The following is a 24,142-nucleotide window of genomic DNA, read 5'->3' on the forward strand; positions in this document are numbered from 1 at the left end:
TTTAGTTATGGATTTTATTTAATATTGATTAACGGCTTGTAAATTTTGAGATTTTGTAAATTTAAGTGGGTAAATTTATGAGAGGATTAAGCCCCAGAGATGGGGCTTAATATATTAGTTTTCTTTGATCTTTATCTTTTTATCTTTATAAAAACCAGTACCAACTGGGATCATACGTCCAAGGATGACGTTCTCTTTTAGATCTTCAAGATAGTCAAATTTAGCAGCGATTGACGCTTCTGTTAAGACCTTAGTTGTCTCTTGGAATGACGCAGCAGAGATCACACTATCGCTTCCGATAGCCGCTCTTGTAACACCAAGAAGGATCGGCTCAGCGATAGCTGGCTCGCCACCCATTTTCATAATGCGCTCGTTCTCTTCTTTAAATTTATTTCTTGAAACCATGTCGCCAACGATGAAATTTGTATTTCCGCTATCGACGATTTTGACTTGGCGAAGCATTTGAGAGACGATGATCTCGATGTGCTTATCAGCGATCGCAACACCTTGACGGCGATAAACTTGCTGAATTTCACTGATCAAATAGTAGTGAAGTGCCTTTTCGCCAAGAATTCTTAAGATATCGTGACTTGAGATAAGTCCGTCTGTTAGTTTTTCACCAGCGTGGACAAATTCGCCGTCTCTTACTTGGATCTGGCGGCTCTTTTCTATCAAATACTCAGCTGTCGTGCCATCTTCTGCTTGGATGATGATGCGCTCTTTTGAGCGAAGTGGCTTGTCAAATCTAACAACGCCGTCGATCTCAGCAACGATAGCTGTATTTTTAGGGCGTCTTGCCTCAAATAGCTCACTAACTCTTGGAAGACCACCGGTGATATCTTTTGACTTAGCAACAGCTTTTGGAGTCTTAGCCAAAATGTCAGCTTGAGCTACTTCATCGCCACTTGAAACAAAGATCGCAGTTTTTGGATCAAGCGGATACTTGATCAAATGTCCGCTCTTTGTAGTGATAATGATCGCTGGTTTTACGCCACTTGGCAAATATTCGTTGATGACAAGACGTCTTTGACCAGTTGCCTCATCAGCTTGCTCAGTCGCACTATATCCTGGCTCGACATCTTCAAAGCTAACCGCGCCAGCCTCTTCTGCGATAGTTGGAGTTGAGTATGGATCCCACTCAGCGATTATTAGCTTGTCATCTTTTTCAGGTAGTGAGACCACTGTCGCTCTTTCTACCGCATCATTGTCTGATACTTGAATGATAGAATTTCTTGGGATATAATGGCGAACTGCCTCGCGTCCATCCTTGTCAGAAACGACAACAAAGAAGCCTTTTTCAGTTACTTTGTGACCTTTTTTGATATCTTTTAGCCTATCAAGGAAGTCACCTTTTAGTATGAAAAATTTAACCACACCATTTGCATCTGCTGTGATCTTTCTAGTTACTGGATCGCCGTCTGAAATTTTAAGCTCACTGGCATAAGGGATACGATTTGGAACGTTCCAGCCCTCTTTTATGATCTCGACGATACTCTCGTTCTCTTTTACTTTGTCGCCATTTACGTAAGGGATATACATCTTGCCTTCGATCTTGCCGCTAACGCCAGCTAGTTCGTTTGGCTTAGCAAGATCGTTTCTTCTGATGGTATATTTGATCTCTTCTTTTTTGCCTTTGATAACGATATTTACATCTTCGTGGGCATATTCGATCTCGATTTTACCATCGATTGTTGATTTTATCTTTGGCTCAACAAGTAGTACAGCAGCACTTCTTCTGTTTGCAACGATTTTCTTGCCGTTGTTCTCGTATGTGCTAAGGTTGTAATATCTAATAAAGCCCTCTTTTTGAGCGATGACTTGGCGGTCTTGTTGTTCAGTAGAAGCCGTACCACCGATGTGGAACGTTCTTAGCGTTAGCTGAGTACCTGGCTCACCAATTGATTGAGCTGAGATGATACCGACAGCCTCGCCTGGTTTTACAAGTTTGCCCTCACCCAAATTTAAGCCATAACATTTTGCGCAAACGCCTTTTGGTGCCTTGCACGTGATAGGTGTTCTAATGCTTACTGATTTTATGCCAGCTTCTGTTATTGCCTTAGCTTTCTCCTCATCAAGCAATGTGCCTTCGCTAAATAAAATTTCATTTGTTATAGGATCGATCACATCATCTGCTAAAACACGGCCCAAGACTCTCTCTTCAAGGCTCTCTATTAGCTCGCCGCTCTCTGTGATATCTGTGATCTCAACGCCCTCGTGCGTACCGCAGTCGTGCATTGTGACTTTAACGTTTTGAGCAACGTCGATTAGCTTTCTTGTTAGGTAACCAGCGTTGGCAGTTTTTAGCGCGGTATCCGCAAGACCCTTTCTAGCTCCGTGGGTAGAGTTGAAGTACTCCATTATGTTTAGACCTTCACGGAAGTTTGAAATGATCGGTGTTTCGATGATCGAGCCGTCAGGTTTTGCCATAAGACCACGCATGCCGGCTAGCTGGCGAATTTGCGCAGCACTACCTCTCGCACCTGAGTCAGCCATCATATAAATTGAGTTAAATCCGCCCTTATCGCTTTGGATAAGCTTCATCATCTCGCTTGCAACGCTATTATTTGTATCTGTCCAGATATCAATGATCTTGTTGTATCTCTCACTATCTGTTAAAAGACCAGCGCCATATTGCTTTTGAATTTCACGAACTTTTTTCTTAGCTTCGTCGATATACTTTTGCTTGCTATCTGGCACGATGATGTCTGCGATAGAGATAGAAATTCCCGCTTTCGTAGCATACCTAAAGCCTAAATTTTTAAGCTTATCAAGGAAGTCAGCCGTTACTTCAAGGCCGCCATTTCTATAAACATAATCAACCAAATTTGCAATGTCTTTTTTCTTCATGATCTTATTCCACATATTTTCAGGGACAAAATCAGGAAGTATAGCTCTTAATATCAAGCGACCAGCCGTTGTGAAGATGATCTTATTATCAACCATTGTTTTGATTTTAGCGTGAAGGCCAAGAGTGTTAGCCTCTTCAGCGATCATTACTTCATCGACGCTTGAGAAAATTTTATTTGCACCTTTTTCGTCATTTCTCTCTAGGCTTAGGTAATAAATTCCTAAAACCATATCTTGTGAAGGGACTGTGATAGCCTTACCGCTTGCAGGAAGCAAGATATTCATTGAGCTAAGCATCAAAATTTTGCACTCAGCGATAGCTTCCTGCGATAGTGGCACGTGAACAGCCATTTGGTCACCGTCGAAGTCCGCGTTGAATGCTGCACAAACTAGTGGGTGAAGCTGGATCGCCTTACCCTCAACAAGAACTGGATGAAACGCCTGGATAGAGAGCTTGTGAAGTGTCGGAGCACGGTTTAGCATGACCGGATAGTCTTTAACGACCTCTTCTAGGCACTCCCAAACCTCATTTGTCTTATCTTCTATCATTTTTTTAGCTTGCTTAACGGTTGTCGCATAGCCTTTTTCTTCAAGGCGAGCAAGCAAATGTGGCTTAAATAGCTCTAAAGCCATCTTCTTTGGAAGACCGCACTGATCCATCTTTAGCTTTGGACCAACGACGATAACAGAACGTCCAGAAAAATCAACACGCTTGCCTAGCAAATTCTGACGGAAGCGGCCTTGCTTACCTTTGATGATCTCACTTAGTGATTTTAGTGGGCGTTTATTTGCACCTTTTACCGCATTTGCTCTGCGGCCATTGTCAAATAGCGCATCAACAGCCTCTTGAAGCATTCTCTTTTCGTTTCTGATAATGATCTCAGGTGCGTCAAGCTCAATTAGGCGTTTTAGACGGCTATTTCTATTTATTACACGGCGATATAGATCATTTACGTCCGAAACAGCAAATTTACCACCATCAAGATTAACAAGAGGTCTAAGATCAGGCGGAAGAACTGGTAAATTTGTTATCATCATCCACTCTGGGCGGTTGCCTGAATTTAAAAAGCTCTCGATAACCTTTAGACGTTTTACGATAGTTTTTTTCTTGGCCTCAGAATTTGTAGCCTCCATCTCTTCTTGTAGCTGATTTAAAATTTGAGTTAGGTCAAGCTCAGCTAGCATATCATAGATGACCTCGCCACCCATTCTAGCACTAAAGCCAGTCTCTTCATATCTTGAAGCCAGGCTTTGATATTGCTCTTCGTTTAAAACGTCATATTTTTCAACTTTTTTAGAATTTTCATTGTCATAATAAGCCTCGCCAGCATTATCAACAATGTATGCCTCATAATAAAGTACGCGTTCAAGATCTTTCATCTTGATACCAAGAAGTGCACCAATGCGACTTGGTAAGAAATTTACATACCAGATATGAGCCACTGGAGTTACAAGCTCTATGTGACCCATGCGAGAGCGACGAACTTTAGATGTTGTTACTTCAACGCCGCACTTTTCGCACTTGATACCTTTGTAGCGCATCTTTTTATATTTACCGCAAAGGCACTCGTAGTCGCGGATCGGTCCAAAAATTTTGGCACAAAACAAGCCGTCACGCTCAGGTTTTAGCGTGCGGTAGTTGATAGTTTCTGGTTTTTTAACCTCGCCATAGCTCCAAGATTTTATCTTCTCAGGACTTGCTAAACGAAGTTGAAAAGCTTCAAAATCACGAGGTCTATGCTCTTCTTTTATCTCAACTGGTTTTAAATTAGTTAGTTTCATTTGTCTCATCCTCATCATATACTTCCACATCAAGAGCTAGTGATTTTAGCTCGTTTGTTAGAACAAAGAACGTCTCAGGGATACCAGTCTCAGGAACGTTTTCACCTCTTGTTAAAGCTTTATAAGCAGAGAGTCTTCCCTCAACATCGTCTGATTTTACAGTTAGCATCTCTCTTAGTGTATGAGCAGCACCATAAGCCTCAAGTGCCCAAACCTCCATCTCACCAAACCTTTGACCGCCAAATAGCGCCTTACCGCCGACAGGTTGTTGTGTAACAAGGCTGTATGGTCCAGTACTTCTTGCGTGAACTTTTTCATCAACCAAGTGGTGAAGTTTTAGCATATACATACAACCAACATTAACGCGTTCTCTTATCTTTGAACCTGTGCGTCCATCATATAGCTCAGTTTTACCATCGCTATCTATCTTTGCCATCTCAAATAATTTTGCAAATTCGTCAGCTTTAACGCCTTCAAAAATCGGAGTTGCAAATCTTACGCCATTGCTCCAATCTTTTGCATACTCGAGAAGCTTCTCATCACTCATCTTGCCAAGAGCTTTTTTAGCGTCCATTAGCTTAGCAACGCTTGCAATCTCTATCATCTTAGCTCTTAGCTCTTTTATCCACTCGCCTTTTTTGGTCTCAAAAATTTCATTGATCTGCTCGCCTAAGCGGTAACCAACAAGACCAAGGTGGCTCTCTAAAATTTGACCGATGTTCATACGGCTTGGAACGCCTAGTGGGTTTAGCACGATATCAACGATCTGACCACTTGGAAGATACGGCATATCGACTTCTCTAACTATATTTGAAACGATACCTTTGTTACCGTGACGTCCAGCCATCTTATCGCCAACTTTTAGTTTGCGTTTTGTAGCTATATAAACTTTTACAAGTTTTACAACGCCGCTTGGCAAAATGTCATCTTTTTCTAAAATTTCTATCTTAGCGTCGTGCTCTTCTTTGAGCTTTTTCTTCTCATTTTGGAAGTAATTTTTTAGCTCGTCATATTTCTTTTGGATATCTTTTGAAAAGCTCTTTACGATAGCATTTAGAGTAAATCTATTGATATTCTCAAAGTCAGCTTTATTGATCTTTGAGCCTTTTTTATACTCTTTTTTATTTACCTCTTGATCACTCGCTAGTGGGTTTTTAGAAAGAAGCGCTGTAACTTTTAGCATCTCTTCGCGGTCTAGCATAAGCAGTCTATCGTGGTGCTCTTTTTCTAAAAGTGTCTTCTCTTCTTCATAAGCCTTGTTTGTTCTACTATCTTTCTCATAGCCTTTTTTAGTGAAAATTTTAACATCAACAACAACGCCTTCCATTGAAGCTGAAGCATAGAGCGATTTATTTACAACATGGCCTGCTTTTTCGCCAAAGATCGCACGCAAAAGTCTCTCTTCTGGGGTTGGTTTAACTTCGCCTTTTGGAGATACTTTACCAACAAGGATCATGCCAGGCTTGATCTCTGTACCAATTTTAACGATACCACTTTCATCAAGGTGCATAAGCTCCTCTTCTTTGACGTTTGGTATATCTTTTGTTATCTCTTCAACACCGTCTTTTAGCTCACGAGCCTCGATCTCTTTTTCATAGATATGAACGCTCGTAAAGGCATCTTCACGTATCATTTTTTCACTAATAACGATCGCGTCCTCATAGTTATAGCCATTCCAAGGCATAAATGCGATTAGTGCGTTTTTACCGATAGCTAGCTCGCCTTTTTCCATACTTGGACCATCAGCTATGATTTGATTAGTCTCGATCTCGTCGCCTTTTTTAACGATCGGATGTTGTGAAAATGTCGTATTTTGGTTTGTTCTTAAATTTTTCTCTAAAGAGTAGTGATCGATATATGGACCAGCTTCATCTTCACCAAGGATAAAGATGTTTTTATTATCAACCTTTTCAACCACGCCACCTCGTTTTGCTTTTACGCTCTCCCAAGCATCTCTTGCGATAACACTCTCCATACCTGTTCCAACGATAGGAGCAGTTGAACGAAGTAGCGGCACTGCTTGACGCTGCATGTTTGAGCCCATAAGCGCACGGTTGGCGTCATCGTGCTCTAGGAATGGGATAAGCGAAGCTGCAACACCAGCTATCATACCAGAGCAAAGGTCGATCAAGGTAACATCTTCTCTACGAGCAAGCATCATCTCGCCCTCTTTTCTAACCTCGATCAAATCCTCAACAATATGTCCATTTTCATCAAGCTTAGTTGATGCTGGAGCGATAACATTGCCCTCTTCTTGTGTCGCTGTTAGATAGACTATCTCATCAGTCACTTTACCATCGACAACCTTTTTATAAGGCGCCTCAACAAAGCCAAGGTCATTTACTTTTGCATAAGTTGAAAGAGTGTTTATAAGACCGATATTTTGACCTTCTGGAGTCTCAACCGGACAAATTCTGCCGTAATGAGTTGGGTGAACGTCACGCACCTCAAATCCAGCACGCTCTTTTACTAAGCCGCCCTCACCAAGCGCAGATAGACGGCGCTTGTGTGTAACCTCACTAAGCGGGTTTGTCTGATCCATAAACTGGCTTAACTGACCGCCTGTGAAAAATTCCATGATTGTTGCTGTGATCATTTTTGGGTTGATAAGATCATAAGGCATGATCTCGTCAGTATTATTGCTTAGACTTGTAAATTTATCACGGATAGCCTTTTGCATTTTAACAAAACCAAGATGAAGCTCACTAGCAAGTAGCTCGCCGATCGATCTTATACGGCGGTTACCAAGGTGGTCGCGGTCGTCAATGTGACCTTGTCCGTTTTTAACTTTTATAAGATATTTTGCAGTTTTGATGATATCTTCACTAGTTAGTAAGGTAACATACTCTGGCACATCAAGCGAAAGCTTGTGGTTCATCTTCATACGACCAACTTTTGTTAAGTCATATCTTTCAGGGTTAAACAATATATCATTTACAAAGCTTTTTGCAGCCTCTTTAACTACTGGCTCGCCAGGTCTCATGACCTTGTAAATTCTAATCGCAGCAAGGTCATTTTCATCATCAACGCCCTCGGTTTGTTTTAAAACTTTAAGCATGTCATTGTCAGCTATAAATGAATTTATGATAGCGTCGTCAACACCAGCTGCGGAGTTGTTTATGATCTCGATACTTTCATGCTCAGCTAAAATTTTTGCAAGTTTATTCTCATCAAGAGCAGATAGTGTGTCATATAAAATTTCGCCGCTTTCTGTGTTTATCACAGGGTTTGCCAAATATCTACCTATAAGTGCTTCGATCGGATACTCGACAAATTTAACGCCATCTTCGATTAATTTATCAGCTTTTTTCTTTGTTAGGCGTTTGCCAGCTTGGTGAAGAACATCACCCTCTTCATTTTTTATATCATACTCAACTCTTCCTAGGTAATCCTCTGGATTGAAAAGAGTTAAAAACTTATTATTTTTAATAACTAAATTTTGTATCGGATAAAATAGCTTAATAATGTCTTGTTTTTTATATCCTAATGCCCTAAACAAGATAGTTACAGGCACTTTTCTGCGCTTATTTATCCTAACATATAAAATATCTTTTGTATCATATTCAAAGTGTAACCAAGATCCGCGATCTGGGATTATTTGAGCTGTATAGATAAGTTTGTTTGCAACAGTCGCACTCTCTTCTTGTTTGAAGATAACGCCAGGGCTTCTATGGAGTTGATTTACAACAACACGCTCAACACCATTTATAATAAATGAAATTCTATCTGTCATCAACGGAATTTCACGTATAAAAATTTCTTGCTCTTTTATATCTTTAACGCCAACTTTATCACCAGTCTTATCATCTTTTTCATGGACAATAAGGCGTATTTTCATTTTTAAATTTACAGAGTATGTAAGACCTCTTTCTATGCACTCTCTGATTGTATATTTTGGTTTTCCAATCTCTGAGCTAACATATTCTAAAGTCAAACGATTTTGCGGATCATGTATAGGGAAAATCGACTTAAAAACTTTTTCGATACCGCTTTCTGTCTGATTGTTATTTAGATTTAAAAAATTATCAAAGCTCTTTTTTTGTAGTTGTAGTAGGTTCGGAACGTCTATCTCTTTAACGACATTAGAGAAGTCAACTCTAAGACGATTTCCTGAGTATAAGCTATTTAACATTGCATCTACCTCGTGGTAATTTTGAAAGAAAAGTATAGCCTTTTAACAAGGCATCTAAAATTTAAAAAAGAGAGAGCCTCTGCTCTCTCTTGAAATATTAAGCCTAAATAATAAAAAATTATTTAAGTTCAACCTTAGCACCAGCCTCTTCAAGCTCTTTTTTAGCTGCTTCAGCTTCGTCTTTGCTAACGCCTTCTTTAAGAACAGATGGAGTTCCTTCAACTGCGTCTTTAGCCTCTTTAAGACCAAGACCTGTAAGTGCTCTAACAACCTTAATAACGTTGATTTTCTTATCACCAGAATCAACAAGAACGATGTTAAATTCTGTTTTTTCTTCAGCAGCAGCTGCACCACCAGCAGCAGCTGCACCACCAGCTACCATTACAGGAGCTGCGCTAACACCAAATTTCTCTTCAAACTCTTTTACAAGTTCGCTAAGTTCAAGTACAGAAAGATTAGATATAAACTCTAATACGTCTTCTTTTGTAATTGCCATTTTTAATCCTTATTATTATTTAATTTAATTAAGCTGATTGTTCTTTTTTCTCTTTAAGCGCATTCAAACCAATTGTGAAATTTTGAATTGGCGCATTCCAAACTTGCAAAAGCATCGCAATAAGCTCATCACGACTAGGCATTTTAGATAGAGCTTTAACTTTATCAACGCTTGCAACTTCACCATCAATATAAGCTGTTTTAATTTTAAAAAGATCAGAATTTGACTCTTCAAATTTTGCGGCTACTTTAGTTACTGCTAATTGATCTTCGCTCCAAAGATAGATATTTGTATCTTTGAGTTCCATTCCGACTTTATCAGAATTTTTAAGAGCAATATTTGCAAGAGTATTTTTAATAACTTGAACTTTTACATTTTGTTCTTTTGCAGAATTTCTTAAAACTTCAAGTTTTTTAACTGAAAGACCACGATAGTCACAAACTACAATAGCTTCAGCAGTTTTAAATTCACTCTCTAATTTTGCAACAACTTCAGTTTTTTCGTTACGTGTCACTTTTTCTCCTTTCCGACCGGTAATTTCAAGCAGAGCGGGTCGAATCAATTAAGCCCAATGGCCTCGGCTATCTCCAATCTAAGATATAAATTTCTCTAAATTCTTATTTTAAATCCATAACTTCTTGAGCATCAAGAGTTACAGAAGGACTCATCGTTAAAGACAATGAAGCATTTTTTACATATCTACCTTTTGCAGTCGCAGGTTTATGTTTATTAATAGCTTTAATAAATGTTGAAATATTTTCATTTAATTGCTCTTTAGTAAAATTAACCTTACCAAGACCTGCATGTATATTTCCTTGCTTATCAACACGGAAATTTACCTGACCACTTTTTGCATTATTAACAGCTTGTGCAACATCCATTGTAACTGTTCCAGTTTTTGGATTTGGCATTAAACCTTTAGGTCCTAAAATTCTACCAACTTTACCTACAAGACCCATTAAATTTGGAGTAGCTATAAGAACATCAAAGTTCATTATACCTTTTTGAATATCCTCAACCAGATCATCAGCACCAACTATATCAGCACCAGCAGCTTTTGCCTCATCAGCTTTAGCATCTTTTGCTATAACAGCAACTCTTACAACTTTACCTGTGCCAGCTGGTAAAACAACTGAACCACGAACCATTTGATCAGCATGTCTTGGATCAACGTTTAATTTTAACGCAATCTCAACTGTCTCATTAAATTTAGCAGAAGCTAGAGTTTTAACTGTATCGATAGCCTCGCTAAGGTTATAAATTTTATCTTGCTCTACTTTTTTGAGCAATTCTTGAAATCTCTTACTAGTTTTTCCCATAAATTTCTCCGCATATAAATTGCTTCCGTCTTTTGAAAATCAACCTGACGGTAAAGGTTTTAGTCTACTACTTCGACACCCATTGAACGAGCTGAACCAGCGATAATCTTAGCTGCTTGCTCTTTATCATTTGTATTTAAATCAACAAGTTTTTTCTCAACAATTTCTAAAACTTGAGCTTTTGTCAATTTACCTACCTTATTTTTTAAAGGATTATCTGTTCCTTTTGTTATACCCGCAGCCTTTTTAATAAGGTCTGTAGCAGGTGGTTGCTTTGTGATAAATGTAAAACTTTTATCAGCATAAACTGTTATAACAACTGGGATATTAAATCCAACCATATCTTTTGTTTTTTCATTAAAGGCTTTACAAAATTCCATAATATTAACGCCTTTTTGTCCTAATGCTGGACCAACTGGCGGGCTAGGATTTGCTTTTGTTGCGGCAATTTGTAATTTTATTTCACCTATAACTTTTTTAGCCATTTCTTGCTCCTTAAATTATCTTCTCAACTTGTGAATACAAAATATCAACAGGGGTACTTCTACCAAAAATAGAAACATTGAGTCTAAGCTTGCCATGTATCATATCGTATTCTTCAACGATACCTGTAAAGTTAGCAAAAGGACCTTCTGTTATGCGAACGCTTTCACCATCCTCAAAAAATATTTTAGGTTTTGGTGCCGCTCTTTTTTGAACTTTCTCCAAGATAGTATTTATATCTTTTTCAGTCAATGGTGTAGGCTTTTTTGCTTCACCGATAAAACGTCCAACCTTTGGCAAAGACTGAATCTTATGCCAAAGAGCCGTATCAAGATCTAAACATGCAAAAGCATATCCAGGATAAAGAGTTCTTTCATTAATTTTTTGCTTACCGTTTTTTATCTCTATTACGTCTTCTGTAGGAACTATAACTTCTTTTAGTTGATCTTCAATACCGTGATCTCTAACTAAATTTTCAATTCCTCTTTTTACTGCCATTTCGCTACCAGCGTAAGTTTGTATAGCATACCATTTATGTGACATTATTTTTCCTTATCCTATATAACTTTAGAAAGAACAAAGGACATAATAACATCAACAAGAGCTAAAAAAAGTGAAACAACAGCGACCACGATAAAAACTGCAATAAAAGCATTTCTAATTTGTTCTTTAGTAGGAAAGATAACTTTCATTATTTCCAATTTAGATAGCTTTATATAATTTATAAATTTTTCCATAATCTTAACCTTAATTGTGGCAGGGCAAGAGGGATTCGAACCCCCAACCATTGGATTTGGAATCCAGCGCTCTACCGTTGGAGCTATTGCCCTAATAGCTACTTATTCTTAATTAGCTTTTTAACTTAACTTCTTTATGAACAGTATGTTTTTTTAATCTTGGGCAATATTTTTTGAGCTCAACCTTATCTGTAGTGGTTTTGCTGTTTTTTGTAGTAGTATAATTGATATCACCACACTCAGAGCATTTTAAACCGATTTTAATTCTCATATATATTCCTTATAGAAAGCCAAAGGGTTTCCCCTTTGGCATAATTTTATAAATTAACCAAGTATTTTTGAAACAACACCTGAACCAACAGTTCTACCACCTTCACGGATAGCAAAACGAGTACCTTCTTCAAGTGCAACTGGAGCGATAAGCTCAACAGAAATTCTTACGTTATCACCTGGCATAACCATCTCTGTGCCTTCTGGTAATGTAATAGAACCAGTAACGTCAGTTGTTCTTACGTAGAATTGTGGTCTATAGTTATTAAAGAAAGGAGTGTGGCGACCGCCCTCTTCTTTAGTCAGAATATAAACCTCACCCTCAAATTTTGTGTGAGGAGTAATTGATTTAGGTTTGCAAAGAACCATACCACGTTCAACGTCTTCTTTTTTAGTACCACGAAGAAGAACACCAACGTTATCGCCAGCTTCACCTTGATCCATCTCTTTTCTAAACATCTCAACACCAGTAACTGTTGTTGTTTGTGTAGGTTTGATACCAACGATTTCTATTGTGTCGCCAACTTTAACAACACCTTTCTCAATTCTACCTGTTACAACTGTACCACGACCTGAAATTGAGAAAACATCTTCGATTGGCATAAGAAGATCTTTGTCCGTAGCACGAACTGGAGTTGGGATATAGCTATCAACCGCATCCATTAGTTCCATAATTTTTGCTGACCATTCGCCATCTTGTCCAGCTTTTGCCTCTTCAAGAGCTTTAAGTGCTGAACCAGAAACTATTGGAGTATCATCACCTGGGAAGTTGTATTCGTTAAGCAGTTCGCGAATTTCCATTTCAACTAGTTCAAGTAACTCAGCGTCATCAACCATATCTGCTTTGTTCATGAAAACAACGATATAAGGAACACCAACTTGACGAGATAGCAAGATGTGCTCTCTTGTTTGTGGCATTGGGCCGTCTGCTGCAGAAACAACTAGAATAGCACCGTCCATTTGAGCAGCACCTGTAATCATGTTTTTTACATAGTCGGCGTGGCCTGGGCAGTCAACGTGAGCATAGTGACGTTTTTCTGTCTCATACTCAATGTGTGAAGTAGCAATTGTAATACCACGCTCTTTCTCTTCTGGAGCATTATCAATATTATCATAATCTTTTAGCTCAGCAAGACCTTTGCGTGAAAGAACAGCAGATATTGCAGCTGTTAAAGTAGTTTTACCATGGTCAACGTGACCGATAGTGCCTATGTTTACGTGTGGCTTGTTGCGTGAAAATTTTTCTTTAGCCATCTTTTCCTCCGTTATGATATGTGTCTTTATCTAATTCAAATTCGTATAGTAATATAAAATCATATAAACCAGTGGAGCTCATAGCGGGACTTGAACCCGCGACCTCTTCCTTACCAAGGAAGTGCTCTACCTCTGAGCCATATGAGCGAAAAACGCTTGGCTGAGATGATTTTAATCAACATACAAACAACTAAAAATTCATGAAAATAAAGATGGAATAACTGTGTTTAGTAAAATCTAGATACAGCTCCCAGTTTACTTTCCCAAATTTTGGAGCGGGAAACGGGGCTCGAACCCGCGACCCTCAGCTTGGAAGGCTGATGCTCTAGCCAACTGAGCTACTCCCGCATAACAATGGTGGTGAGACGTGGATTCGAACCACGGAAGACATAGTCAGCAGATTTACAGTCTGCCCTCGTTGGCCGCTTGAGTATCTCACCTTAAACATTAATAAGTTATTTTGGTATTTTCTGGTCAAACACTGTTACAAAATGGAGCTGGTGAACGGACTTGAACCGCCGACCCACTGCTTACAAGGCAGTAGCTCTACCAACTGAGCTACACCAGCACCTGTTTTGTGAAGTCGCAATTATAGCCCAAAATAAAATAAAAGTCAAGGAGATTTTGAAAAATATTTTATCTAATTTTTTTGCAATAAAAAATCTATAGAATTTATAAAAAATTTCAAAAACACCCGCTAGACTAATCCGCTTTTACAAAAAAACAAAGATAAATTTTACATATATAAAATTTCATATTTTCATAGTTTTATTTTTTTTAAAAGCTAAAATTTCTATAATTACGAAAAATTACAAAGGATTTAATATGCAATTTTTACCTTGGGCGGTAATTTTACTGCTAATTTACGTGATCTACTTCTTAATGATCCGCTATGAAAAAAAGATAGCAACATTAAGTAAAATGATTGAACAAAACAGTGATGGCATCAAAGAAAATAGAGACCTCATAGGTCAAAACAGATCACTAATCGAGAAAAATAAGCACAACATTGAGAAAAACACCAAAGATATTACAACAAATGTTGAAAAAATAGACATCGACTTGGAAGATTAATTCTTCCAAAATTTCTCTTCTTTTTCTTTTTTTATCAAATTTTCGTAAGTTTGCATTCTTATATTTACTGGCTCTAAATTTATGCCATCTTTTTTTATCTTAAAATATTTTCCATCCATCAAGCAATACTCTGGCACAAGGTCATAACGCTTCGAAAGTGGCAAAACTCTAAAGCTTAAATTATCTAGTATCAAAGGCTCTTTGTGTAAATTTTCCCAAACAGCTAGCACCATATGATATTTTTTCGTATTTTTTTCCTGAACGACTAGAAGACATTTTTGATTATCTACACCAAGATCTTTTAGGCTATCACGCTTTGATATCGCGTACTCCTCGCAGTCTCCGCCACCTCGCCTTAAAAACTCGCTCCTAGTGCTCCACACATCGACATTTGTATTGTAAAAATCATCATATCTTGGCATTAAGGAATTTAAGTATGAATTTATGAGTTCTAGCTTTCTTATAAAGCTTTCGTGTTCTATTTTTTTCATAAAATTTGCATAGTGATTTAGGATATTTTTGCAAATTTGATTTTTACACTGAGATATATTTTTTGGAGAAATTTCAAAATTATTTGCAAAAAGTGAAGAGACAAAAAAGAAAAGAAGCAAAATTTTACGCATGCAGCTGCTTCATCAAAAGCACAAGACCTATTCTATCTTTCACATTTAGCTTGCTGTAAATCGACGTAGTGTGCGCCTTTACCGTCCTTAAAGTAATGCCTGTTTGCTCTGAAATTTCATTGTTTGTTAGACCTTGATATATTAAGTTTGCGATCTCTTTTTCACGTGAGCTAAGCTCGCTTAGATCGGACTTTTTCTCTAAAGTCTCACTTTCATTATTTATATATGAGCCAGTTAGCTCTCCGATCATCGCTTGGATAAATTCTGGATAAAGCCAAACTTTGCCATTTAAAATCGTCTCAAAGGCATCTTCAAAGTGTGTTTTTCTCATGTGTGAGTTTGCATATCCTTTGACACCAAGAGCCAGTAGATGTTTGCCTTCACTAAATTTTGGTTCGTTTGCAAGGATTAGACATTTTATATTTGGAAAACTTTCATGAATGGTTTTTATATTTTCATCAAGGCTATCTTTAAAAGCGTTTGTATCGATACCGGCGATATCAACCTCGTCGTTTAAATTTACAAAAAAATCCTTTTTGTTGTGAGTAAATTTTACATCTTCATCTGAAAAATACCCTCGCCAAAGATTATTAAGCGAACCATTTTGAGTAAAAAAACCACATTCATAACCATATTTCCTTATATCACATATAGGTTTGCTCGTAAATTTTTGACTCATTTATGAATACTATCACGTGGCGCTCCTTGCCACTATTTGCCTCAAATTTATAACTAAAAGTGGATAAAAATTTCTCAACCACTTCTTTTCTCTCTTTTAAAAAGATACTCATCTCAAAACAACCATTTGATATGGCATATCTATATGGCACACTAAGAGATAGTAAATTTAGATCAAAGTCCAAGCTATCGCTGCTTTCATCATAGCCACTAATTGATATTTTAATGCTGCTTACTAGCTCATCTTCTATCTTTAGCCCAGCTAAGTTGATATGCTCTTCTTTTTTTAAATTTATCATCTCATCAAAGTTTTTTTCACAGTCTTTAAAGAGAAATTTAACTACCTCTCTTCCGATTAGATCGCATATTTTGCCATCATTTAAAATGACAAATTCATCAGCCAACTTCGCTCTTGAAATTTGATATTCGCTAAAATTTCGCTCAAAGCTAGCTGACTTTTGCATTATCGCTCCGTTAAAGCGTTTTGTTTTGCTTTTAAGATAGGTTTTAGCAGATAGTCAAGTATCGTCTTTTTACCAGTGATGATATCAGCTGAAACTATCATGCCAACCTTGATCCTAAGTGGCTTTTTTTCTGTTCCAAGATAGTTTTTCTCAGTTTCTATCCTGACTAAATAGTAGCTCTCACCTGTCTTTTCATTTGTCTCAGTATCGGCACTGATCTGCGTTACTTTACCTTTTAAGCCGCCATAAATACTAAAATCATACGCCGTAAATTTAACCATCGTATCAAGTCCAGGTCTTAAGAACGCAACGTCGGCTGGCTTAACCTTTACCTCAGCGATGAGTTTATCTTCTAGTGGGACGATCTCAGCTATGTTTTCACCAGGTTTGATAACGCCTGAGACGGTATGCACCATCATCTTACTAACGATGCCATTTACAGGAGATCTCACATAAGTTCTTTCAACTCTATCACTTAGGCTGATTTGCGACTCGTTTATCCTTGCGATCTCAGCAGAGACTTCGTTTAGCTCTTTTTTTGCATTGTTTTTAAATGCCAGCTTTGCCTCTTCTATCTTATTTTTTGCCTCTTTTATGGTTGATTCGACCCTTGGTACAGCAAGCACAGATGCGTCAAGCTCGCCCTTTAGGTCATTTACACGTCTTTGAAGCTGGATATACTCAACCTCGCTAACAAGACCTTTTTTAAATATAGGCTCCATGATCGCTTTTTCTTTTAAAACAAGGTTATAGCTATTTTGAGTTTGAGAAATTTTGTTTCTAAGCTCATTTAGCTCACTTTGGCGTTGATGGATCTGTTCTGTTAGAATTCCTATTTGCTCATTTAAGTGATCAATGTTTGAGTTATGCAAGCTTATCTCGTATCTTACAGCCTTGCTATTGTTCGCATCTCTTGTTTCGTTATAGTCAAATTCTTTATCATTAGCTTCAGCATCAAGCCTCATAAATTTAGCCTGAAGCTCATCAAGTCTTAGCTTTGACTCGCCGTAGCTACTTGTAAAGTTTTTATTATCAAGTCTGATTAAAATCTGATCTTTTTTAACCTCATCGCCCTCTTTTACAAAAATTTGATCCACGATACCACCTTCAAGGTTTTGTATCGCTTGATTTTTGCCTGATGGGATGATCTTGCCGCTACCTCTTGTTATCTCATCTATCTGTGCCCACGAAGCCCAAAGAAGTAGCCAAAATACAGTTATACTAACTGCATAAAGTATCTTTTTTGAGGTTGATGGAGCTTTTGCCAAAACTGCTTCTGAGAGGCTTGACATAAATTTCAAGTCATAAGCATCGTAGTTTTTAGCCTGGATGTTTGACTTGATGCCATCTACGCTATTTAAAATTTGATCTCCAGCGCTCTCTTGATCTTTTATGTCGCTTTTTTGAACTGGCTTTTCGTCTGGCTTTAAATTTTCATTTTGTTGATTTTTTATATCTTCTTGCATAATCACTTCCCACTAAGTCTAGCTAAAACTTCGTCTCTTGGACCATCTAGTAAAATTTTGCCGTTATCCATCACTATGAGCCTATCAACAAGATCGAGCATTGATGTTCTGTGAGTTACTAAAATCATAGTTTTATTTACGGTATTTACCTTTAAATTTGCTTTTAGCTTGCTCTCAACTGTATTGTCTAGTGAATTTGTAGGCTCGTCAAGCAAGATGATAGGGCTATCAAGCAAAAATGCCCTAGCCACAGCTATACTTTGACGCTGGCCGCCGCTAATGCCATCACCTCTTTCAAATACTGGCATATCAAAACCAAGTGGATGGGCATTGACATATTCATCTACGCCACTTACCTTAGCCGCCTTAATGATCTGCATATCATCGACATATGGAGCTTTTTGAACGATATTTTCTCTAACCGTTCCTTTAAATAGCACAACATCTTGTGGAACGTAGCCGATATTTCTTCTAAGGTCAGCCGGGTCTATCTGGTTGATATCTATACCATCAATTAGCACTGAGCCTTCAGTCGGTGCATAAAGGCCTAGGATTATCTTTTGCAAAGTTGTCTTGCCAGAGCCATTTCTACCGATGATGCCTACTTTCTCACCAGGCTGAATGACAAAATTTATCCTATCAAGTGAGCCTTTTGTGGTATCTGGATATGTAAAGCTAACGTTTTTAAACTCTATCTTGCCCTCAAAAGAATTTCTTCTAACAAATTTCTTGCCCTCAGGTCTTTCAACTGGCATCTGCATGATCTTACTAAGGCTTTGATAAGCTGTCTTTGTCTGCTCGAAATTTGCAGCTAGAGAGGCTACTTGACCCATAGGAGCGATCGCACGAGAGCTAAGCATAACAGCAGCGATCAAACCACCCATAGTAAGGTGTGTATCTTGTATCATATAAACGCCAAGAACGATGATGGCGATAGTGTTTAGCTGGACTAAAAATGAAGTCACAGTTGTGATTGAAGTAGTGATTATTTTTGATTTTATGCTTCTGTTTGCTATCTCGCCAGTCGCCTCTTCCCAGTTCCACTGCACGTGACCGCTAGCACCAAGAGTTTTAATGGTCTCTAAGCTGCTAAGGCTCTCTATCAAAATTCCATTTTTCATAGCTGAAGCCTCAAATGTGCTTTTGATCGCGTTTTGAAGTGGATCTTTTATAAAAAATGTGTAGCACAAAATAGCTATCATGATAACGATAGGCACAAGCACAAGGTAGCTTCCTATAAAGTAGGTAACTATCAAGAAGATTAACGCAAAAGGTAGATCAACAATGGCAGCAAGTGACGCAGATGAGAAGAAATTTCTAACTGTGTCAAATTCTTTTAAGTTGCTAGCAAATGAACCAACTGACTTTGGCTTATTGCTAAATTTCATATCCATTACGCGCTCAAACAAGATAGAACTCATAATGATATCGCTCTTCTTACCTGCGATCTCAAGAAAATATGAACGAACAAATTTTAAAAATAGATCGATGCCATAAACGACGCTCACGCCAAGCGCTAGAACCCAAAGTGTCTCAACTGCGTTATTTGGTACAACGCGGTCATAGACGTTCATCGTAAAGAGCGGGCTTGCAAGGACAAATAAGTTTATGATAAAGCTTGCAACAACCACATCTAAATAAATTTTCTTAGAGCGCTTTAAAGTGCCCCAAAACCAGTGGTCATTACCAGCGTCGATAAGCTTTGTCGAGCTTGTATCTTCTGGGACAAATTCACGTTTTAGGTAGTAAGCATAGCCTAAATACTCATCTTTTAGCTTGCTTGTTTCTATCGTGCTAGTGCCAGTTGAAAGATCAGGCGTGATGATGTTTGCCATCTTTTTGTCTTCGCTGAAAGATTGCAAGATGCAAGCTTTTTTGCCTCTAAGCATCAAGATGCAAGGCAAAACTAAAGGCGAAATTTGATCAAGATCTTTTCTGACAAGCGTCGATGCAAAGCCAGCACGTGAAGCTGCACGAGAAAATAAAGACTTCGAGCTCTTTAGTGAAAAAAGCTCAATCTCTTCGCCATCTTTTACAGGCAGACCGATAGTCAAAGCATCGGCACTATAAGGGTTGTTGTGTAGTTTGGTAAAGATCACCAAACATTGAAGCAGTTCGTCTTTTATCTTATCGCTATGCATCTATCATCCAATATTTTTGATTTCATCTATGTAAATTCCTTGCATATTTTTAATGCCAAGCTCGATTAACTTACTCTTTTGCTCTTCACTCTCTACGCCGATCGCTATCAAAATGATATCTTTTGAGCTTAAAACAACATCTAGTGATTGTTTTGTGTTTGCTCCTGATTTATCACTTAAAAGGTCGATTAAGACGCTCGACTGGATCTTTACGTAGTCTGGATTAAATTCTTTTAGCTTCTCAATGCCTTTTGCGCTGAGTTCAAAGTGGTCAAATCCAAAACCAAAGCCGAGTTCTTTTAATTTTTTAGTAAGTCTAACTATACTTTCGATACTAATATCGTCTTTGTTTGGAATTTCTATATAGTTTTTAGATTTTGAAATTTGAGTGATTTTCTTAAGTGTAGCTTCAAGTTTTGAGAAATTTTCATCCGAACTTAATATCTCTTTACCCAAATTTATCGCCAAGCTTCCTTGAGGCAAGATATTTTCAGGCAAAATTCTAGCGATTCTATTTAGGATATGAAGATCGAGCATCGCACCTAAATTTAGCTCATTTACCATTGGCATAAAGTATGATGCCATACGCCATTTGCCCTCGCTATCAACGAGTCTTAGATAAAGTTCGTACTGCTCAAAGTTTGAGTCAAAACCAACTACTTTTTGAGCTGCAAATTTAAATTTATCCTCTTTTATAGAGTCAAAGATAAGCTCTTTATATTTCTCTTTACCTATGACTAGGGTGTTTTGATTTGCATTAAATTCTTTGCAAGTAAAGCAACCAGCTAATCTTGCACTAGCCAATGTAACGTCAGCTGAAGTAAGTAGCGTCCTCATGTCAGTGCTTGGTGAATACTCAACAATAGCAGCATTGACTGGACATTCGCTATCATTTATAGAGAAATTTGTATAGAGTTTTTTAAACTCAGCCATGATCTTATCGTTTAGAGCTGAGAAATTTGATGAGTTTTTACCGTAAGAAAGCAATATAAAGTCGTTGTCGTTTAACCTTGCGACGATCGCATTTTGGTCATTTTCAGCCGATTTTTCTTGTAAAATTTGAGCTATTTTTATGATGACACTTTGCCATTTCTCAAAACCAAGAACGCCTTTTAATCCAGCTAGATCTTTAAAGCTAATAAGCGATGCAACACCGCTTGAATACTCTTCACTCGCTAGATACTCGCTAAATTTAGTTTGGAAAAACCTTCTATTATAAGTGCCACTCATGGAGTCTTTGTATAAAAGCTCTTGATACTTGCTAAGCGTAGCAGCCTCTCTTTCAAAGATGTCTTGAACCTTGCTAACCATCGAGTTCATGGCAAGCACCATCTTTTTAAGGTCAGTTGTGAATGGAATTCTCTTTTGAATGATAAATTTATTATCAAGTATCGCTTCAGCTTGATCTTTAACCTTAACAAGTGGTCTAAATATCGCCTTTAAGGCGAAAAATGCCACAATAAGAGCGATAATGATCATTAAAGCTAGAAAGTTAAAAATATTTTTTGAGTTTGAGTAAAGCTCATTGTAAGCAAGTGCTGTGCTACCTTGAACATAGAGTGTGCCAAATTTTGCCCAGCCAGTCATGATCTCGCTAGTCGCAACAGGAGCTTCAAATTTAGCAATCTTATAAAACCACTCAGGGATATCTTTAACGATAGTTTGTTGAGAATTTTCTATAAGTACCTTACCATCGACATCTTCAAGTTTAATGAGCTTGTATCTGCCACTATCAAACATAGAATTTATCATCGTTTGTGCCAAAGACATATCCTCAGGATCAACAATCGGCTTTAAAGCAAGTCCAAGTGAGTTTGCTGTGTGTCTTGCGTTTTCACCGAGCTGGTCGTTGATGTATCCATTTAGGCTCTTAAAATTTAAGTAGCCAACAGCCATAAAAATCACGATGCCAAAAGCTATCACAGCGACCATAATCTGTTTAAATAGCGTCATAAATCCTCTTTTCCTATCCTATCTATTAGTTCCATCCACTTAGGATTTTGTTTTTTATTTCCACCTGGTATTGCCTGACCAAGACCTTCTTGTTTTGCCAAGTATAGCGAATCACCGTTGAAACTATAAACTGGCACAAGGTCTGTTCTTTGAGTTGCGATTTTTATTTTACCATTTATGTTGTCTAAAATTAATGGAATAGACTTTGGTGTATCATAATATGCCAAAACCATATGTGCTTGGTTGTATCTTAAGGCTTTAACGTATGTGAAGTATAATTTTTGAGTTGGAATTCCAAGTTGCTTTAGGGTGAAATACTTTGCGATAACGTAGTCTTCGCAGTCACCAGCGCCTTTTCCTACAAATTCCATTCTGGTAGCCCAGTAATCTTTTTTGTGCCAAATTTGCATATCATCAACCCACCTAAAAGAGTTAAAAAAATCATTTACCTTTATTAATTTCTCTTGTTCGGTTGCATCTTGCAATGAAGTCATTAAAGAATTTAATGCCGATGCCCTTCTTCTTGCATCTTCTCCATAAATTTTAGCCACCTTTGCTATCGTTGTTTGTTTTATAAAATCACCGACAGCATTTAATGCTAATAACGAAAAAAGGACGCTTAAAGTAAGCGTCCAGAATTTTGCTTTGACCCTCATGGTCATATCACTTTTTAAATTTTTATCTTAAGTCGTTTTGAATACTGCAAGCGCCTTGAATATATCTCTTAGCAAAGCCTGGCTCAAAACTATCTGAAACCATACCCATGTTATCTAACAATCTATATTTTGCATAAGATAGTGCAGTCTCAGTTGTAGCAATCTCTTTTAAAGCTGTGTTGTACTCGTTTTCTGCATCAAGTAGATTGATAAGGTCGCGGCGACCGATTCTAAACTCATCTTGATATGCGTCGAGTGTAGCCTTAGAATACTCAACATGTTGGTTTAAATACCCCATTTTCTCTTGGTTAAGAACATAGTTTTGCCATGAGAATTCTAAAGACTCTTTAAGCTCTCTTACAAGGTTATCCATGGTTTGTTGCTCTTGTTGGGCAGCAAGTTGGCTTTTCTCTTTGTCTAGTTTATCGTTACCTTTGTTGTAAAGGTTATAGTTTAGTCTTAAAAGAGCATCAAATGTTTGCTCTTCATAATCATCATATAAAACATTTGAGTGATCATAAGCACCTGATACAACAAGATCTAGTTTTGGTAAGAAAGGTGCATTTTTCTCTTTTACAACTGACTCAGCCATAGCGATATTTGATCTTTGAACTAGAAGCGTTGGATTACAAAGAAGAGCTTTGTCATAAACAGCCTCTTTAGTATTTGGTAATGGTAGATTAAACTCAGGCATTACTAAATTTTTAGCATCAACCTTTTTCCCATATAGTTTTTCAAATGTAGAAAGTGCATCTTCATAGTTATTTTTAGCAGCTATATAGTTTGATTGAGCCAGAGTATAACGTGATCCAGCTTGTCTCTCCTCAGAAGCAATACCATAGCCTGATGTGGCTCTATCTTTAATTTGGTTATAAATTTCCTCATGACTTTTTACATTTTCTTCTTCGATGTCAAGAATCCTCTTTGTTTGAAGAACTTGCAAGTAGGCGTTCGCAGCACTAAGCGATAGTCTATCTGCAGCTTGAGCCACTGTGTAAGCAGCTGAATCAAGCCTTGCACTTTGAGAGTTGATTCTATTTTTATCGGCACCACCATTATAAAGGTTCTCAACTAAGGTTAAAGATGCACCAGATACTCTACCATCACCTCTTCTCGTTGAAATTCCGTCATCAAGACGTTTTCTCTCATATCCCACTCTAGCAGCTGCATCAAGTGTTGGATAATAAGCATTTTTAGATATTTTTAGATCTTTACCAACTTGTAAGTAGTTAAATTCTGTAGCTTTTAAGCTTGGATTTTCATTTAAAATAGTTTTTACAACTTGTTCTAGAGTTAAAACATTATTATCAGATTGTGCTACTGGTTTAGACTCAGCCGATATAGTTTGTTCTATCTTTGATTTTTGATCTAATTGAACATTTGTTGCTGAAGTTTTCGCTACCATTACAGCATCTTTGTAATCTGGCTGATTTTTTAATGTCACTAGTAACTCATTGGCCCTATCTTCAGAGACTGGAACTGTATCAATATACAAAAATCTTCTTCCACCAACTTCATAAATACCTATAGTTAATTTTTTATCTATTTTTTATTTTTTATATTTTCAATAGTACTATTAATTTTTGATTGACTGTCTTCTTTAGTAAAGGAAGTCAAAAAAATTCTATATGAATTATCCTGAGCAAATAATATTGTTGTAGCTAACGCACTAATTGCTAATACTTTTTTCATAAATAAATTTCCTTTTTACTTTAAATTAAAATTTTGTAATCAAGCTTAATGCCTAAACATTCTCTAATGCTAATA

20 protein-coding genes and 5 tRNA genes are annotated in these 24,142 nt (G+C 37.5%); 1 reads left to right on the forward strand and 24 read right to left on the reverse strand.

What is annotated here, in order from left to right; all coding sequences use genetic code 11:
* Positions 1–114: 114 nt before the first annotated feature.
* From rpoC to HMPREF1019_RS04565, 15 genes are all read right to left on the reverse strand, one after another.
* The gene (gene rpoC / locus HMPREF1019_RS04495) at positions 115–4,629 is read right to left on the reverse strand and encodes a DNA-directed RNA polymerase subunit beta' (RefSeq protein WP_009294514.1); all 4,515 of its coding nucleotides are present in this window, start codon (positions 4,627–4,629) and stop codon (positions 115–117) included.
* Positions 4,616–8,761, reverse strand: a complete 4,146-nt coding sequence (gene rpoB / locus HMPREF1019_RS04500; RefSeq protein ID WP_009294516.1) for a DNA-directed RNA polymerase subunit beta — start codon at positions 8,759–8,761, stop codon at positions 4,616–4,618. The genes rpoC and rpoB overlap by 14 nt, the downstream gene beginning before the upstream one ends.
* Positions 8,762–8,879: 118 nt before the next feature.
* A complete protein-coding gene (gene rplL, locus HMPREF1019_RS04505; protein ID WP_009294518.1) occupies positions 8,880–9,257 on the reverse strand; it encodes a 50S ribosomal protein L7/L12 in 378 nt (125 codons plus the stop codon).
* 28 nt (positions 9,258–9,285) lie between these two features.
* Positions 9,286–9,771 (reverse strand): 50S ribosomal protein L10, encoded by a 486-nt coding sequence (rplJ, locus tag HMPREF1019_RS04510; protein ID WP_009294520.1) that lies wholly within the window; start codon positions 9,769–9,771, stop codon positions 9,286–9,288.
* A gap of 103 nt (positions 9,772–9,874) precedes the next feature.
* Positions 9,875–10,576 carry a 50S ribosomal protein L1 gene (rplA, locus tag HMPREF1019_RS04515; protein WP_009294522.1) on the reverse strand — a complete coding sequence of 234 codons (702 nt, stop codon included), beginning with the start codon at positions 10,574–10,576 and terminating at the stop codon, positions 9,875–9,877.
* Positions 10,577–10,635: 59 nt separating this feature from the next.
* Complete coding sequence (gene rplK, locus HMPREF1019_RS04520; RefSeq protein ID WP_002941145.1) at positions 10,636–11,061, reverse strand: 50S ribosomal protein L11; 426 nt, start codon at positions 11,059–11,061, stop codon at positions 10,636–10,638.
* Positions 11,062–11,071: 10 nt separating this feature from the next.
* Complete coding sequence (gene nusG / locus HMPREF1019_RS04525; RefSeq protein WP_180385147.1) at positions 11,072–11,605, reverse strand: transcription termination/antitermination protein NusG; 534 nt, start codon at positions 11,603–11,605, stop codon at positions 11,072–11,074.
* 11 nt (positions 11,606–11,616) lie between these two features.
* Positions 11,617–11,796: a preprotein translocase subunit SecE gene (gene secE / locus HMPREF1019_RS04530; protein WP_002941070.1), complete on the reverse strand. Its 180-nt coding sequence runs from the start codon at positions 11,794–11,796 to the stop codon at positions 11,617–11,619.
* A gap of 17 nt (positions 11,797–11,813) precedes the next feature.
* Positions 11,814–11,889, reverse strand: a tRNA-Trp gene (locus HMPREF1019_RS04535).
* 19 nt (positions 11,890–11,908) lie between these two features.
* A complete protein-coding gene (gene rpmG, locus HMPREF1019_RS04540) occupies positions 11,909–12,067 on the reverse strand; it encodes a 50S ribosomal protein L33 (protein ID WP_002941157.1) in 159 nt (52 codons plus the stop codon).
* Between the two features lie 53 nt (positions 12,068–12,120).
* Positions 12,121–13,320: an elongation factor Tu gene (tuf, locus tag HMPREF1019_RS04545; RefSeq protein ID WP_002941132.1), complete on the reverse strand. Its 1,200-nt coding sequence runs from the start codon at positions 13,318–13,320 to the stop codon at positions 12,121–12,123.
* A gap of 72 nt (positions 13,321–13,392) precedes the next feature.
* Positions 13,393–13,467, reverse strand: a tRNA-Thr gene (locus HMPREF1019_RS04550).
* 124 nt (positions 13,468–13,591) lie between these two features.
* Positions 13,592–13,668: transfer RNA gene (locus HMPREF1019_RS04555), tRNA-Gly, on the reverse strand.
* Positions 13,669–13,675: 7 nt separating this feature from the next.
* Positions 13,676–13,760: transfer RNA gene (locus tag HMPREF1019_RS04560), tRNA-Tyr, on the reverse strand.
* Positions 13,761–13,812: 52 nt separating this feature from the next.
* Positions 13,813–13,888: transfer RNA gene (locus HMPREF1019_RS04565), tRNA-Thr, on the reverse strand.
* A gap of 257 nt (positions 13,889–14,145) precedes the next feature.
* Here HMPREF1019_RS04565 and HMPREF1019_RS04570 point away from each other — a divergent pair.
* Positions 14,146–14,394, forward strand: a complete 249-nt coding sequence (locus tag HMPREF1019_RS04570) for a hypothetical protein (protein ID WP_002941090.1) — start codon at positions 14,146–14,148, stop codon at positions 14,392–14,394.
* Here the strand turns inward: HMPREF1019_RS04570 and HMPREF1019_RS04575 are convergent.
* Genes HMPREF1019_RS04575 through HMPREF1019_RS10320 form a run of 9 tightly spaced genes read right to left on the reverse strand, consistent with a single transcriptional unit; the run spans position 14,391 to position 24,067 of the window.
* A complete protein-coding gene (locus HMPREF1019_RS04575; protein ID WP_009294528.1) occupies positions 14,391–15,017 on the reverse strand; it encodes a transglutaminase-like cysteine peptidase in 627 nt (208 codons plus the stop codon). The genes HMPREF1019_RS04570 and HMPREF1019_RS04575 overlap by 4 nt on opposite strands.
* Complete coding sequence (locus HMPREF1019_RS04580) at positions 15,010–15,696, reverse strand: response regulator transcription factor (RefSeq protein ID WP_009294529.1); 687 nt, start codon at positions 15,694–15,696, stop codon at positions 15,010–15,012. Before HMPREF1019_RS04580 ends, HMPREF1019_RS04575 begins: the two co-directional genes overlap by 8 nt.
* The gene (locus HMPREF1019_RS04585) at positions 15,662–16,159 is read right to left on the reverse strand and encodes a DUF5416 family protein (RefSeq protein WP_009294531.1); all 498 of its coding nucleotides are present in this window, start codon (positions 16,157–16,159) and stop codon (positions 15,662–15,664) included. Before HMPREF1019_RS04585 ends, HMPREF1019_RS04580 begins: the two co-directional genes overlap by 35 nt.
* Positions 16,159–17,625 (reverse strand): HlyD family type I secretion periplasmic adaptor subunit, encoded by a 1,467-nt coding sequence (locus tag HMPREF1019_RS04590; protein ID WP_009294533.1) that lies wholly within the window; start codon positions 17,623–17,625, stop codon positions 16,159–16,161. The genes HMPREF1019_RS04585 and HMPREF1019_RS04590 overlap by 1 nt, the downstream gene beginning before the upstream one ends.
* Positions 17,626–17,627: 2 nt before the next feature.
* Positions 17,628–19,766 (reverse strand): type I secretion system permease/ATPase, encoded by a 2,139-nt coding sequence (locus tag HMPREF1019_RS04595; protein WP_009294535.1) that lies wholly within the window; start codon positions 19,764–19,766, stop codon positions 17,628–17,630.
* A 3-nt stretch (positions 19,767–19,769) separates the two neighbouring features.
* Positions 19,770–21,719, reverse strand: coding sequence for a bifunctional diguanylate cyclase/phosphodiesterase (locus tag HMPREF1019_RS04600; RefSeq protein WP_009294537.1), 1,950 nt, complete (start codon positions 21,717–21,719; stop codon positions 19,770–19,772).
* Complete coding sequence (locus HMPREF1019_RS04605) at positions 21,716–22,375, reverse strand: transglutaminase-like cysteine peptidase (RefSeq protein ID WP_002941104.1); 660 nt, start codon at positions 22,373–22,375, stop codon at positions 21,716–21,718. The genes HMPREF1019_RS04600 and HMPREF1019_RS04605 overlap by 4 nt, the downstream gene beginning before the upstream one ends.
* Positions 22,376–22,397: 22 nt before the next feature.
* Positions 22,398–23,870, reverse strand: a complete 1,473-nt coding sequence (locus tag HMPREF1019_RS04610) for a TolC family protein (RefSeq protein ID WP_009294541.1) — start codon at positions 23,868–23,870, stop codon at positions 22,398–22,400.
* A 47-nt stretch (positions 23,871–23,917) separates the two neighbouring features.
* A complete protein-coding gene (locus HMPREF1019_RS10320; protein WP_009294543.1) occupies positions 23,918–24,067 on the reverse strand; it encodes a hypothetical protein in 150 nt (49 codons plus the stop codon).
* Positions 24,068–24,142: the final 75 nt, after the last annotated feature.

It is taken from the genome of Campylobacter sp. 10_1_50, assembly GCF_000238755.1.
Classification (GTDB): domain Bacteria; phylum Campylobacterota; class Campylobacteria; order Campylobacterales; family Campylobacteraceae; genus Campylobacter_A; species Campylobacter_A concisus_R.